The sequence below is a fragment of the Vibrio sp. genome (assembly GCF_047973365.1).
GTDB lineage: Bacteria > Pseudomonadota > Gammaproteobacteria > Enterobacterales > Vibrionaceae > Vibrio.
Genome location: NZ_JBKEBW010000054.1, coordinates 1 through 13,865, shown reverse-complemented (window position 1 = coordinate 13,865; position 13,865 = coordinate 1). Strand labels below are relative to the sequence as shown.

Sequence of the window (13,865 nt, the reverse complement as noted above, 5' to 3'; positions counted from 1 at the left end):
TAAGCTCGGGATTTTTTAAATTTGAGAATAGGGCTATCTCATAAAGAGATAAGAACTATATGCGGGTGCGAGGTGTACCCTTTGCTGCTGGCTTTCCACCCGTTCTACCTTTACCGCCCGCTTTACCAGTTGTTTGACCTTTGCCAGTTGCTTGCCCTTTACCAGCAGTGCCTGCTTTTGCTCGAGAGCCATGCTCGCCAGAAGAAGGTTTATTCGTAGCCGCGGTTGGCTTACGACGGCCTTTCGGTGCCGGTGCTGTTACGCGCTCTTCATGGCGGCGTACTGCACGACGGATTTTCTGGCTACGAGAACGCTCACGTTTGCGCGAAGTATTATCTTTCGATTCGTCAAGCAGAGTTTCATCTTCAGGCCGTAGTTCAACCAATTCACGCAAGTAGTTTACTTGCTTAAGATCGAGCTCCATCCAACCGCCACGAGGCAATTTTTTATCAAGGAAGATATCACCATAACGTACACGTTTAAGACGGCTTACTGTGGTATCTTGAGATTCCCACAGACGACGAACTTCGCGGTTACGACCTTCGTTAATCACCACATAAAAAGTATGATTAATACCTTCACCACCTGCGTAAACCACGTCTTCAAAACGTGCTAAACCATCATCCAACTGTACACCGCGGACAAGGTTGCGAACTTTATCTTCAGTTACTTCACCGAAAACACGCACCAAATATTCACGCTCAACTTGACGGCTTGGGTGCATCAAGCGGTTCGCCAGTTCACCATCAGTGGTAAACAAAAGCAGACCAGAGGTGTTTGCATCCAAACGACCGACTGAAATCCAGCGTGAACCACGAATTTTCGGTAAACGGTCAAAAACCGTACGGCGACCATCAGGGTCATGGCGAGTACATAACTCACCTTCTGGTTTGTAATACGCTAGTACGCGACACACAACTTCTTCTTGTGCTTTTGCAGATACGGTATGCCCGTCAATACGTACAACTGCGCTTTCATCTTCTAAGCGCTCACCCAACGCAGCTACCTTGCCATTAACACTAACACGTCCAGCTCTGATCAGAGCTTCTAACTCACGACGAGAACCATGACCGGCGCGTGCTAAAACCTTTTGTAACTTTTCGCTCATTTATCTACCTTTGTGTCGTCTTCTCAGACGTCGAAATATAAATATGCGACCTAAAAATCGCGGTCGAGTAGTATCGCAGATTACGCTGGCAAAATCATCCAATTTATCTGCTATTCAAACGGTACAGGATCCCCTGCACCAACACGAACGACTTGCGGTTCGTCTTCACTAAAATCAATCACAGTGGTCGGCTGTTCACCTAAATATCCACCATTTAGGATCACATCCACAGCGTGTTCTAGACAGTCACGAATTTCATCTGGGTCTGATTCTGTCGTTTCTTTACCCGGAAGAATAAGCGATGTTGACATCAAAGGTTCGCCCAGAGCTTCTAGAAGATCCAATGCAATTTTATTGTTCGGCACACGAATACCTATGGTTTTACGCTTAGGATTCATTAGGCGTCGAGGTACTTCTTTCGTTCCTTTGAAAATAAAAGTGTATGGTCCGGGAGTGTTATTTTTCAACAAACGAAATGCCGTATTATCAACACGAGCATAAAGAGAAATTTCAGACAGATCGCGACACAACAGTGTGAAATTGTGCTTATCATCTAAGCGACGGATCTGACAAATACGCTCTAGCGCCTGTTTGTTTTCTAACTGGCAGCCTAACGCATAACCGGAATCGGTTGGATAAACCACTACGCCACCGTTGCGAATAATTGCCACTGCTTGATTGATTAAGCGCGTTTGCGGGTTTTCTGGATGAACATAAAAAAACTGGCTCATTATAGGTCCTCGTTATTGAGTCTCTCGACTCTATCTTGGGAAGAGATTCCCCAGTCTTTCCAGACTGGTTCCACGCCAGAAGGCAGCCACAAATTACGACCTAACTCCATCCACGGAGACGGGTAATGAAAATCACTGCCTTGAGAAGCTAATAGATTGTATTGTATAGCATAATCAGCCAAAGTGCGCCTTTCTTGTGGCGCTTGTTGTGGTTGAGCAACTTCCATTGCATCACCACCAGCTTCGACAAACGCTGTCATTAAGCGCTTAAGCCACTTTGCCGTCAAGTCATATCGTGCCGGATGCGCAAGCACCGCCTGCCCTCCTGCAGCATGAATCGCACTAATCGCATCCGCCATTGAACACCAGTTAGGTGGCACATACCCCGGGTTGTCGCGCGTTAAAAATTTCTTAAAGACCTGCTGAAGATTTTTCGCGTAACCCGCGTCCACAAGCCATTTTGCAAAATGCGCACGAGTGATTGGTGCATCACCAGCGATGGCTTTCACTTCTTCCAAAACTCCTTCCCGGGTCGACTTTTGCAAACGATGCGCAATCAACTCCGCTCGCTCAACACGGTACTGCTTCTGTTGTTCAATGAGTGCTTGAAGCTGTGGGTTCACAGGATCAATGTTCAAACCGACTATGTGGATGTCTTTATTTTGCCAAACTGTCGAAATTTCGATGCCATTGATAAGCGTGATAGGATGCTGCTTCTCTTCTATATAAGCTCGCGCAGGTGCAAGGGCTTCAATCGTGTCATGGTCAGTGATCGCCAAAACATCCAGATTAAAGCCGATAGCACGTTCAATAAGCTCTTGGTGAGACATACGTCCATCAGACGCTGTCGTGTGACTATGTAAGTCTATTTTCATATTTTTTAATTTTGCCTGTTTTTAAGGCTTGACTTTCACCCCTCGCACTAGTTTACTAGTACACAAATACGAGAGCACAAATTAAGGCTTGCTATGTTACAAGAAATCAACACAAACCCATATTCTAATTTAAGCACAGCTTCTGCTGAGCTTAATATTAATTGGTGGCGTATGTGGTCAGATTCATGGCGGGCAAACGTGCACTTCTAATTCAGAGAAACGCATTCATAAAGCCCGCAATTAGCGGGCTTTTATTTTATCAGTTGACATATCGCATCCTCACTTTCAACTGGTTAGAGAACAAATTCAGACGATTTAATAAGGAGGTCTTGTGAACAAGGCCATTGAAATTAAAAACCTTGCACAGTTAGAAGTCATCAAGACCTCTATCCCTTATACGCAAGATCCTACAGCACTATTTCACGCACTGTGCGAAGGCAAAACCGACTGTTTATTGCTTGAGTCTGCTGAAATTGATTCAAAGCAGAATCTCAAAAGCTTGCTGCTGATTGACGCTGCCGTGCGAATCACTTGTTTAGGTCATAAAGTGACTTTCCAAGCTTTAACTGATAACGGCATGCAACTGATTAAAATTTTGAAGCAGAATGTTGTTGATGCCATTCCATCAACACTGGAAGGCTCGCTCCTCACTCTAAACTTTGAAGCACCGTGCGATACGCTAGATGAAGATTCGCGTTTAAAAGAAGCGTCTTCATTTGATGCATTACGCCTTGTTCAGCACAGTTTTGATCTCAGCAAACAAGACAAACACGCCATTTTCATTGGTGGTTTGTTTGCTTACGACCTAGTTGCCAACTTTGAACCGCTCGGTGATGCGATTCAAAGTAACCAATGCCCTGATTACGTTTTTTATGTGGCCGAGACATTAATGGTTGTCGACCACCAGACTGAGACTTGCCAACTTCAAGCCACGGCATTTTCTCGTACTACGCAAACTCACACAGCCCTAATCAATCGCCTTGCTGTGATCACTGAACAAGCAGCTATTCCTCAGTTACAGCCAGAAGCAACCAAAATTGCCAACGTAGCTGTGAACACGAACATCAGTGATGAAGATTTCTGCGATATCGTTAGAGACTTAAAAGACTACGTAGTTAAAGGCGACATTTTCCAGGTTGTACCGTCACGTCGTTTTACTCTGCCTTGCCCTTCACCGCTTGCGGCTTATGAGCAACTTAAGAAGAGCAACCCTAGTCCATACATGTTCTACATGCAGGATGAACGATTCACGCTGTTTGGCGCGTCTCCGGAAAGTGCACTGAAGTACGAAAAAGAAACCAACCAAATTGAAATTTACCCGATTGCTGGAACTCGTCGCCGTGGAAAACGAGCAAATGGCAGCATCGATTTTGACCTAGACAGCCGTATCGAACTTGAACTGCGTCTGGATAAAAAAGAAAACGCGGAACACATGATGTTGGTGGATTTAGCGCGTAACGACGTTGCTCGTATTGCTCAGGCGGGTACTCGCCATGTCGCAGACCTACTTAAAGTAGACCGTTATAGCCATGTCATGCATTTGGTTTCGCGCGTTGTTGGACAGCTTCGTCAAGACTTAGATGCTCTGCACGCTTACCAAGCATGTATGAACATGGGCACGCTGACTGGCGCACCAAAAATCCGCGCGATGCAGTTGATTCGTACGGTGGAGAAAGAGCGTCGTGGCAGCTACGGTGGCGCAGTGGGTTACCTGACAGGTGAAGGCGATTTGGATACTTGTATCGTGATTCGCTCTGCTTATGTTGAGAATGGTATTGCTCAGGTGCAGGCAGGTGCGGGTGTTGTTTTCGATTCTGATCCACAAGCAGAAGCAGATGAAACTCGCGGTAAAGCTCAAGCCGTTATTTCAGCCATTCAACACGCTCACCAAGCGCAAGCTTCTTTAAATAAAGCGTAAGTAGGAGGAATAACTCATGGCGAATATCGTATTCATCGACAACTTTGATTCATTCACCTACAACCTGGTTGATCAGTTCCGTTCACTCGGTCACAAGGTCACTATCTATCGCAACCATATTGCAGCAGACACTATCCAAAACGCAGTGGAAGCTCTAGAGCAGCCAGTGATTGTTCTGTCTCCGGGGCCGGGCACACCCTCTGCAGCGGGTGTCATGCCAGAAATACTAAAGCGCATGAAAGGTAAAGTGCCAATGATTGGTATCTGCCTTGGTCATCAGGCGATTGTTGAAGCTTATGGCGGTACGGTTGCTGGCGCTGGTGAAATCGTTCACGGCAAAGTATCCATGATGGAACATCAAAACCACGCGCTTTATCAAGGACTACCGTCGCCACTGGCAATTGCTCGTTATCACTCACTGGTCGCGACGCATGTGAGCGAAGAGTTAACTGTAACCGCTGAAGTTGATGGATTAGTCATGTCGGTTGTACATGAACAAGACAAGGTGTGTGGATTCCAGTTTCATCCTGAATCCATCATGACCACGCAAGGAGCAACATTGTTAGAAAACGCTATTGATTGGGCTCTTAGTTAATCATCTCAAGCACATTCAACGAAATAACTAGAGCCTCAAAGAGAGTGGCGATAAAGGAAAGGAACAGAATCATGCAAAACATCATCAACAAACTTTACGAACAGCAGTCATTAACCCAAAGCGAAAGCCAAGAGCTATTCGACCATATCATTCGTGGTGAAATGGACCCTATTCTGATGTCTGCTGTACTGACAGCTTTGAAAATTAAAGGCGAAACACCCGATGAAATTGCAGGCGCTGCGAAAGCTTTACTGGCAAACGCCAATCCTTTCCCTCGCCCAGATTATGATTTCGCAGACATTGTTGGTACTGGAGGTGATGGTTCAAACACAATTAACATTTCCACCACGTCAGCATTTGTTGCTGCGGCTTGTGGAGTAAAAGTGGCCAAACACGGTAACCGTGGTGTCTCAAGTAAATCAGGCTCTTCAGACCTTTTAGATTCTTTCGGTATCGATCTGGCAATGAGTGCTGATGATACTCTTCAAGCACTGGATGATTTAGGCGTAGCCTTCCTGTTTGCACCTCAATATCACGGAGGTGTTCGACACGCTATGCCAGTCCGCCAAACCATGAAAACTCGCACAATTTTCAACATTTTAGGTCCTCTTATTAACCCGGCTCGACCTAACATCGAATTAATGGGCGTATATAGCTTAGATTTGGTTCGTCCTATTGCTGAAACCATGTTACAAATGGGTCTCAAAAGAGCCGCTGTAGTTCATGGCTCAGGATTAGATGAAGTGGCAGTACATGGTGAAACTCACGTAGCAGAAATCAAAGAAGGCAAAATCGTGGAATACACGCTCACGCCGCAAGACTTCGGCTTAGAAACTTACCCACTTGATGCGATCAGAGGCGGTGAGCCTGAAGAGAACCGCGCTATCATCACTAATATCCTCAATGGCAAAGGAACGCCTGCACAGCTCGCTGCTGTTGCTGTCAACGTTGCTCTTCTTTTACGACTATTTGGAAAAGAAGACCTCAAAGCGAACGCGGCGCAAGCCATTGACGTTATGAACTCAGGTAAAGCTTACGAATTAGTTCAACAATTAGCGAATCGAGGTTAACGTCGACATGTCTAACAAAACCAACGTCAATAACGAACTTCTTGCTAACAAGAAAGCGCAGAGCAGACAACCACAACAACTCTCTGAGCATATTTCCGTTGAAAATACGAAAATGGCGCAAGTGTTAGCCAAGATAGTCAAAGACAAAGCGGTATGGGTTGAAGAGCGCCAGAAAGAGCAACCTATTGAAAGCTTTAAACACTTATTGACCGCTTCAGACCGAGATTTCTACAGTGCTCTGGATAATGGCAAAACAGCGTTCATTCTCGAATGCAAAAAGGCATCTCCTTCAAAAGGTTTGATTCGTCAGCATTTTGATTTGGACTACATCGCATCGGTATACAACCAATACGCGAACGCAATTTCTGTTCTGACTGACGAAAAGTACTTTCAGGGTAACTTTGAGTTTCTGCCACGCATTCGTACCCAGGTAACACAACCTGTATTGTGCAAAGATTTTATGATCAGCACCTATCAGGTCTATTTGGCTCGCCATTACGGGGCAGACGCAATTCTGCTGATGCTATCTGTTCTCAATGATGAGCAATATAAAGAACTGGCTGCTGTGGCTCATGAACTCGGTATGGGCATTCTGACTGAGACCAGCAACGAAGAAGAAATTCACAGAGCTGTTGCGCTAGAAGCAAAAGTAATCGGCATCAACAACCGAAACTTACGCGACCTATCCACTGATTTAAACCGTACTAAAGAACTCGCACCGCTGCTACCGAAAGGTACGATCGTGATTTCTGAATCAGGTATTTATACCCATCAGCAAGTTCGCGACTTAACACCCTACGCCAATGGTTTTCTCATCGGCAGCGCGCTAATGGCACAGGAAAACCTTGAGCTGGCGGTACGTAAAGTGGTTCTGGGCGAAAACAAAGTGTGTGGATTAACTCATCCTGATGATGCCGTCAAAGCATACCAAGCAGGGGCGGCTTTCGGCGGTCTGATTTTTATCTCTAAATCAATACGTTATGTTGATATCGAAGCAGCACGTATAACCATGACTGGGGCACCTTTGCATTATGTGGGGGTATTTCAGAATCACTCCGTGAAAGAAGTGGCAGACACCGCCGCTCAGCTCGGGTTGTTCGCAGTACAATTGCACGGTGATGAATCGCAAGCATTTATTGATGAGTTGAAAAGTGCTCTGCCCGAACAGGTAGAAATCTGGAAAGCCTACGGGGTTACCAACAAATTGCCTGCATTTATTGAAAACCATGTAGACCGCCATTTACTGGATGCCAAAGTTGGCACACAAAGCGGTGGCACCGGAACTTCCTTTGATTGGTCATTATTGGCAAAAGCATCGGTTTTCAATGTCATGTTGGCAGGCGGACTTTCTCCAGAGAATGCACAACATGCAGCAACACTGGGATGTATGGGATTAGACCTCAACTCTGGTGTTGAAAATGAACCCGGTAAAAAAGACGCAGCCAAATTACAACAAGCGTTCAGCGCTATCAGAGATTACTAAAAGGAATAATAACATGGCAAAACTTAACGCCTATTTTGGAGAGTACGGTGGTCAATTCGTACCACAGATTCTGGTACCAGCTCTCGACCAACTTGAACAAGCTTTTATTGATGCTCAAGAAGATCCAAGCTTCCGCTCGGAATTTATGACTCTGCTTCAGGAATACGCTGGACGCCCGACAGCACTGACACTAACTCGCAACATCACCAAAGGGACAAAAACCAAGTTGTACCTTAAGCGTGAAGACCTGCTGCACGGTGGTGCACATAAAACCAACCAGGTTCTAGGTCAGGCGCTTTTAGCCAAACGCATGGGTAAAACTGAAATCATCGCTGAAACGGGCGCAGGCCAACATGGTGTGGCTACAGCTCTGGCTTGTGCGTTGTTAGGTTTAAAATGTCGTGTGTATATGGGCGCAAAAGATGTAGAACGTCAAAGCCCGAACGTATTTCGCATGCGATTAATGGGCGCTGAAGTGATTCCTGTCCACTCAGGTTCATCTACATTAAAAGATGCTTGCAATGAAGCGATGCGTGACTGGTCTGCAAGCTATGAAACCACCCACTACTTGCTAGGCACTGCGGCAGGCCCTCATCCATTCCCAACCATAGTACGTGAATTCCAGCACATCATTGGTGAAGAAACCAAGAATCAGATCCTAGCGCGCGAAGGTCGCCTACCTGACGCGGTAATTGCGTGTGTAGGTGGTGGTTCTAACGCCATTGGTATGTTTGCTGACTTTATCGCAGAAGAATCGGTACGTCTGATTGGTGTTGAGCCAGCAGGCAAAGGTATCGATACCGATCAGCACGGCGCACCACTGAAACATGGCAAAACAGGTATCTACTTAGGTATGAAAGCGCCATTGATGCAAGACGAGTATGGACAAGTGGAAGAGTCTTATTCTGTATCAGCAGGTTTGGATTTCCCATCAGTGGGTCCACAACACGCTTACCTGAACTCGATTGGTCGCGCGGAATACGACAGCATTACCGATGACGAAGCACTGGATGCATTCCAGTTGCTCGCTCGTAAAGAAGGCATCATTCCGGCTCTTGAATCTTCGCACGCTCTAGCACATGCAGTGAAAATGGCGTTTGCTGAGCCAGATAAAGAACAATTACTGATAGTTAACCTGTCTGGTCGTGGAGATAAAGATATCTTCACTGTTGATAAAATCTTACAAGAGAAAGGAGTGCTGTAATGGATCGTTATCAATCTCTTTTTCAGCGCTTAGCTGATAAAAACCAAGGTGCGTTTGTTCCGTTTGTGACGATTGGCGATCCTTCTTCAGAGCTTTCTCTACAAATTATGCAGACGTTGATTGACGCGGGTGCTGACGCCCTTGAGCTTGGATTCCCATTTTCCGACCCATTGGCCGATGGACCAACGATTCAGGGTGCTAACAACCGAGCGCTGATCGCAGGTACAACGCCTGATATCTGTTTTGACCTTATCAAACAGATTCGGGCAAAGAACCCGGACATTCCAATTGGTTTGTTGATGTATGCAAACCTAGTCTTCGCTCGCGGCATTGAAAACTTCTATCAACGTTGTCAGCAAGCAGGTATTGATTCTGTGCTTGTAGCGGATGTACCAACCACTGAAAGCGCGGATTTCGTTGCGGCGGCGGAAAAATTTGCCATCAAACCTATCTTTATCGCACCACCAACGGCGAGTGACGAAACGTTGAAATCCGTAGCGTCATTGAGCCAAGGTTATACTTACCTACTTTCGCGAGCAGGGGTTACAGGTGCTGAAACTAAGGCTAATATGCCAGTTCATGAACTGTTAGAACGTTTGAATAGATTTGATGCACCACCAGCACTGCTCGGCTTTGGTATTTCGCAACCTGAACAAGTAAAACAGGCAATCTCAGCAGGCGCGGCAGGTGCGATTTCTGGTTCAGCAGTGGTGAAAATCATCGAAACCCATCGAGACAATCCACAAGCATTATTGAAAGCACTGGCAGATTTCATTACGCCGATGAAACAAGCCACGATTAAGTAGCTTTAACGATTAAGCTACCAAACATCCAATCACAATATTTTAGGGTCTTTTGACCCTAAAATTCATTTCAAGTGACCAATTTTTAGTTCATTTTGTTAAATTAAATCACCAACAACCAGAAAAGCGCTCACTGATTGTTATTACATTCCATTTTGCCATCATCATAAATCCCCTAGCTTAAGAAATCATTTTTCTCGCCATCAAAACCTTTAGCAAACGTTTTCCAACATCTCAAAATCACCATTTCATCAACAAAAATGAGCTTATACGTCAAATCCGACTTAAATGCATATTGCCAATTGTGAAATATAAGTGTAAAAACTCCGGCAACATAATTTCCCACTAATCGAGGACTGGTTAGTGGTTATGTCTGAATATTTACACATTATTAGCACAGGGGTTAAGGAAGTGTTAAAACAAAAGAATTTACTACAGAACATTGGTGTACAAGTTGTGATCGCCATGATACTCGGTACCCTTATCGGTGCTGTCATGGGCCACGATGCTACAGTGTTCTCTCCATTGGGTGCCATCTTTATTAACTTAATTAAGATGTTAGTTATTCCTCTAGTTGCCGTTGCTCTAATTTCAGGTGCAGCGGGTCTGGGTAATAGTCATTCTGCAGGTAAAGTTGGTTTTGTTACTTTAGGTTACTTCGCAGTGACTTCTGCACTAGCAGTTGTTCTTGCACTCGTCATGGGTGAAGTATTCCAACCGGGTATGGGTATTGATGTCTCTGGTGTTGAAGGCATGTTCTCAGCAGAATACGCATCAAAAGGCGAACTACCTACGTTCTGGGCAACAGTTATCGGTATGATCCCGACTAACGTGTTCCAATCTTTGAACGAAGCAAATATTTTACAAATCCTTGTTTTCTGCTTGTTCCTAGGTATTGCTATCTCTAAACAGAGCCCAGAGAAACGCAATCCAGTTATCAATGGTGTAAACACTATCGTTGATTCAATGGTGTGGATGATCAACAAAGTTATGATTATCGCTCCAATCGGCGTATTCGGCCTGATGGCAGAAGCCGTTGGTACATTCGGTTTTGGCGCTCTAATGGTGGTATTCAAACTGTTTGTTGTTTACACCGCCGCTATCCTGATTTTCGGCTTCATTGTTTATCCGGTGATGATTCATTTCTTCAGCAAAACTTCAGCGAAGAAATTCATCAGCGCAATGAAGAAACCACAAGCGGTTGCTCTTTCAACAGCTTCATCAATGGCAACACTGCCAGTAACTATGGATACCGTAGAGAAAGAACTTGGTGTTCGTAACTCGACAGCCTCATTCGTTCTACCTCTGGGTGCAACGATCAACATGTCTGGTAACGCGATTTACTACGCTTTAGTCGCTGTTTTCTTTGCTCAATTGTTCCACATTGATCTGTCTATCGGTGCTTATATTGCAATCATCGTAACTGCAACTCTGGGTGCTGTTGGTCAAGCAGGTGTTCCTGGCCCTTCATTCCTAGTTGTAGCGGTTCTTCTAGCGGCGGGGATTCCAATTGAAGGCCTACCACTATTGTTCGCTCTAGACCGTATCTTCGATATGATCCGTACTGCACTGAACATCACGGGCGATGCTGCGTGTGCTGTAATTGTTGACTCTTTGATTGAAGAGCCTGAGGAAGAAAAAGTTTATCAAGATCAACAAGCTTAATTGCTGATTTTGAACGTAAAGCCGTCCCCATGGGCGGCTTTTTGCTTTCTATAACAAAATCGCCAATTTGTAACTAAATTGCTAATAGCTATTCAGATGACGGTACAAATTGAGTAGACTGTCGGCAACAAAAAGTTTGGACGTACCTATATAATGAAACAACTGATTGAGTTTATTCCTCTAATTATCTTCTTTGCTCTTTTTAAGCTTTACGACATCTATGTTGCTACTGCGGCTTTGATTGCAGCGACCGCGATTCAAGTCGCTATCTCCTACTTTGTTTATAAGAAAGTCGAAAAAATGCAGTTGATCACCTTCGTGGTCGTTGCTGTGTTTGGTGGCATGACCATCTTCTTACACGATGACAATTTCATTAAATGGAAAGTGACCATTGTTTACACCGTGTTCGCTTTGGGTCTAACCATCAGCCATTTACTTGGTAAGTCAGCCATCAAAGGCATGCTAGGCAAAGAAATTACCCTACCAGATAGTGTATGGTCGAAAGTGAACTGGGCATGGGTTACGTTCTTTTCAGTGTGTGCTGTCGTCAATATCTATATCGCATACCAACTACCATTAGATGTATGGGTTAATTTCAAAGTGTTCGGCCTTCTTGTCGCGACCTTTGTCTATACCCTGTTGACAGGTATCTATATCTACAAACATCTACCTAAAGAGCAGAAAAATTCTAACCAGTAGGCAATCCTCTACCCCATTTAGGGTTAAATCAGATCAGTATTTACTGCTATAATGGCTATCTTTTAACAGCGACTGTGATGATCAAGTCGCTGTTTTGTTTACTACGGAAATTGAAATGAGTCAGGAAGTCAGTTCCCCTAAAGGTCAACTATTACTTAGAACCCTCGCTATGCCAGCCGACACCAATGCAAATGGTGATATTTTCGGTGGCTGGATTATGTCGCAACTTGATTTAGCTGGTGGCATTTTAGCGAAAGAGATTTCTTCTGGTCGTATTGTGACCGTATCGGTTTCGAGTATCGCGTTTAAAAAACCAGTAAAAGTCGGTGATGTTGTTTGCTGTTACGGTGAATGCACAAAAATTGGTCGTACGTCTATGTCGATCAATTTGGAAGTATGGGTAAAGCCAATCAGAGTCGACGGTATCGGCGACCGGTTCCAAGTTTGTGAAGCGACCTTTAACTACGTTGCGGTTGATTCCGATGGCCGCCCTCGCCCGATTAACGCAGGGAACTGATCACAGAAATATCAACCCCAAGGTTTAATCGTCGCCAAGTTTCAGTACATTAACTTCTGTTAACATTCACCAAGGTGAATTTAAGCAACGGCTAACTGGCTTTTCAGTCATCAATAAGGATATGGATTATGTGGTATGTCATTTTTTCGCAAGACGTTGAAAACTCATTAGAAAAACGTATGGGCGTTCGTGCCGCGCATTTGCAACGCTTACAAGCACTGCAAGATGAAGGTCGTTTACTGACGGCGGGACCAATGCCTGCCATTGATTCAGAAAACCCGGGTGAAGCGGGTTTCACTGGCTCAACGGTTATTGCCGATTTTAATTCGCTAGAAGAAGCAAAAGCTTGGGCAGACGCTGACCCTTACGTTGCGGCAGGCGTTTATGCTAATGTCATCATTAAACCGTTCAAGAAAGTATTTTAATATGAAGAAAAGTATTGCTGGTTTTATTGCTTTCGGCTTAGTTCTGCTATCTGGTTGTAGTGCTAATTCTGACAACCAAAGAAACCTTGAGCTGCTTGCAGATAATAGAGCTAGCCTGCTTAGTGCTGAGTTGCCTTTGGAATATGGTCCACTCAACATCATGCGTGCAAACGCCAAAGGTAGCACCATTGAAATGATGATGGTGTATAACGCTGATGACAAAAATGCCAAACCCGTTACTCAGATTTTGCAAACTAGCATCAAAGCCTTTTGTTCAGATAAAAACATCAAAGCCAATTTGGAAGTGGGTTTAAGCTATCGCATTAAAATGCGTAACACTCGCGGACAACTGATGGTGGATGAACTTATCACGCAACAGACTTGCGCTTCACAATAGTGTTGTTCTCTATAAATACTTTGTTCTACAAACAAGGAGCTCATATGAGCCCCTTCAGACTGATGACAAACCCAATATCGTCATTCCAGAATTTCGGAACGAAATATCTGGAATCTAGTCTCAACGCACGCTAGAACTAGATTCCTGCCTTCGCACTGAGGGATCCCCATTTATTGGAGTGGTCGACTTATTATTGAAGGGTAACCTATCGATAAAGCGGCCACTCCATTTCGAAACCATTGAAGTACACGCCTCAAAGGCGTGTCTTTTAAAATATTCTTCGCCAAGCTAAGGAATGATAAAACCCTCTTTGTTTTTAGTGAGTTAGCCTGATATCTATAGTGCTGATTCTGTCTTTCTGCTTCAAAACCAACT

14 protein-coding genes and 1 pseudogene are annotated in these 13,865 nt (G+C 44.7%); 11 read left to right on the top strand and 4 right to left on the bottom strand.

Annotation, left to right across the window (positions count from 1 at the left end; genetic code table 11):
- Positions 1 to 55 precede the first annotated feature (55 nt).
- The 3 genes from rluB to rnm form a co-directional block, all read right to left on the bottom strand.
- Positions 56 to 1,108, bottom strand: a complete 1,053-nt coding sequence (gene rluB, locus ACK5MF_RS07580) for a 23S rRNA pseudouridine(2605) synthase RluB (RefSeq protein WP_416920893.1) — start codon at positions 1,106 to 1,108, stop codon at positions 56 to 58.
- Between the two features lie 110 nt (positions 1,109 to 1,218).
- On the bottom strand, positions 1,219 to 1,839 hold the full coding sequence (locus ACK5MF_RS07575; RefSeq protein ID WP_416920891.1) for an L-threonylcarbamoyladenylate synthase: 621 nt from the start codon (positions 1,837 to 1,839) through the stop codon (positions 1,219 to 1,221).
- The gene (gene rnm / locus ACK5MF_RS07570) at positions 1,839 to 2,714 is read right to left on the bottom strand and encodes an RNase RNM (protein WP_416920889.1); all 876 of its coding nucleotides are present in this window, start codon (positions 2,712 to 2,714) and stop codon (positions 1,839 to 1,841) included. The genes ACK5MF_RS07575 and rnm overlap by 1 nt, the downstream gene beginning before the upstream one ends.
- Positions 2,715 to 3,045: 331 nt before the next feature.
- Here rnm and ACK5MF_RS07565 point away from each other — a divergent pair, with 331 nt between their 5' ends.
- The 11 genes from ACK5MF_RS07565 to ACK5MF_RS07515 all read left to right on the top strand — a co-directional run bounded on the left by ACK5MF_RS07565 (position 3,046) and on the right by ACK5MF_RS07515 (position 13,490).
- Positions 3,046 to 4,632 (top strand): anthranilate synthase component 1, encoded by a 1,587-nt coding sequence (locus ACK5MF_RS07565; protein ID WP_416920886.1) that lies wholly within the window; start codon positions 3,046 to 3,048, stop codon positions 4,630 to 4,632.
- Between the two features lie 16 nt (positions 4,633 to 4,648).
- Entirely contained in the window at positions 4,649 to 5,227 is a 579-nt protein-coding gene (locus ACK5MF_RS07560) for an aminodeoxychorismate/anthranilate synthase component II (protein ID WP_416920884.1), read from the top strand.
- Between the two features lie 71 nt (positions 5,228 to 5,298).
- On the top strand, positions 5,299 to 6,297 hold the full coding sequence (gene trpD / locus ACK5MF_RS07555) for an anthranilate phosphoribosyltransferase (RefSeq protein WP_416920882.1): 999 nt from the start codon (positions 5,299 to 5,301) through the stop codon (positions 6,295 to 6,297).
- A gap of 112 nt (positions 6,298 to 6,409) precedes the next feature.
- The gene (gene trpCF / locus ACK5MF_RS07550; protein WP_416920958.1) at positions 6,410 to 7,780 is read left to right on the top strand and encodes a bifunctional indole-3-glycerol-phosphate synthase TrpC/phosphoribosylanthranilate isomerase TrpF; all 1,371 of its coding nucleotides are present in this window, start codon (positions 6,410 to 6,412) and stop codon (positions 7,778 to 7,780) included.
- 13 nt (positions 7,781 to 7,793) lie between these two features.
- Positions 7,794 to 8,984 carry a tryptophan synthase subunit beta gene (gene trpB / locus ACK5MF_RS07545; RefSeq protein ID WP_416920880.1) on the top strand — a complete coding sequence of 397 codons (1,191 nt, stop codon included), beginning with the start codon at positions 7,794 to 7,796 and terminating at the stop codon, positions 8,982 to 8,984.
- A complete protein-coding gene (trpA, locus tag ACK5MF_RS07540) occupies positions 8,984 to 9,790 on the top strand; it encodes a tryptophan synthase subunit alpha (protein ID WP_416920878.1) in 807 nt (268 codons plus the stop codon). Before trpB ends, trpA begins: the two co-directional genes overlap by 1 nt.
- Positions 9,791 to 10,156: 366 nt before the next feature.
- Positions 10,157 to 11,452 (top strand): dicarboxylate/amino acid:cation symporter, encoded by a 1,296-nt coding sequence (locus ACK5MF_RS07535; RefSeq protein WP_416920876.1) that lies wholly within the window; start codon positions 10,157 to 10,159, stop codon positions 11,450 to 11,452.
- A 153-nt stretch (positions 11,453 to 11,605) separates the two neighbouring features.
- A complete protein-coding gene (locus ACK5MF_RS07530; RefSeq protein WP_416920874.1) occupies positions 11,606 to 12,151 on the top strand; it encodes a septation protein A in 546 nt (181 codons plus the stop codon).
- A 115-nt stretch (positions 12,152 to 12,266) separates the two neighbouring features.
- Complete coding sequence (gene yciA / locus ACK5MF_RS07525) at positions 12,267 to 12,668, top strand: acyl-CoA thioester hydrolase YciA (protein ID WP_416920872.1); 402 nt, start codon at positions 12,267 to 12,269, stop codon at positions 12,666 to 12,668.
- A 128-nt stretch (positions 12,669 to 12,796) separates the two neighbouring features.
- Complete coding sequence (locus ACK5MF_RS07520; RefSeq protein WP_416920870.1) at positions 12,797 to 13,093, top strand: YciI family protein; 297 nt, start codon at positions 12,797 to 12,799, stop codon at positions 13,091 to 13,093.
- Position 13,094: 1 nt separating this feature from the next.
- Positions 13,095 to 13,490: a GspS/AspS pilotin family protein gene (locus tag ACK5MF_RS07515; protein ID WP_416920868.1), complete on the top strand. Its 396-nt coding sequence runs from the start codon at positions 13,095 to 13,097 to the stop codon at positions 13,488 to 13,490.
- 170 nt (positions 13,491 to 13,660) lie between these two features.
- On the opposite strand, the pseudogene ACK5MF_RS07510 reads toward ACK5MF_RS07515, so the two are convergent.
- Positions 13,661 to 13,865 (bottom strand): annotated as a pseudogene (locus ACK5MF_RS07510) (hypothetical protein); the annotation flags it as partial.